1 protein-coding gene is annotated in these 295 nt (G+C 42.7%); it reads left to right on the top strand.

Annotated elements, in window-relative coordinates; genetic code table 11:
• Positions 1-203: hypothetical protein (locus tag NE623_RS14525; protein ID WP_256273522.1), on the top strand; the 203-nt coding region annotated here is incomplete at its 5' end.
• Between the last annotated feature and the right edge of the window lie 92 nt (positions 204-295).

Here is a 295-nt window from a genome sequence, read left to right as displayed (position 1 = left end):
AATACCTCCCTCAAAATTTGTCAAAAAATCCGAAAAAAGGTGTTGACAAAGTATATGGGGGTGTGGTAATATATCAAAGCTGTCTCGCGGGCAGGACCCGCGGCACAGCCGCTGAAGCCTTTAGGTACAGCTTGTACGCGTTTTTTGAAGAAAACTTCTTCAAAAAACTTTCAGAAAACCTCTTGACAATCAAGCGTTTCTGATATATAATATACAAGCTGTCACGGAGACGCGACAGCACAGCAGGACCTTGAAAATTGAACAAAACTGAAACTTGTGGAACCTTGAACGTGGG

The organism is Gemmiger formicilis (assembly GCF_024462815.1).
Classification (GTDB): domain Bacteria; phylum Bacillota; class Clostridia; order Oscillospirales; family Ruminococcaceae; genus Gemmiger.
The sequence above is the reverse complement of the archived record's forward strand: the minus strand, read 5'-3'. Positions and strand labels throughout refer to the sequence as shown.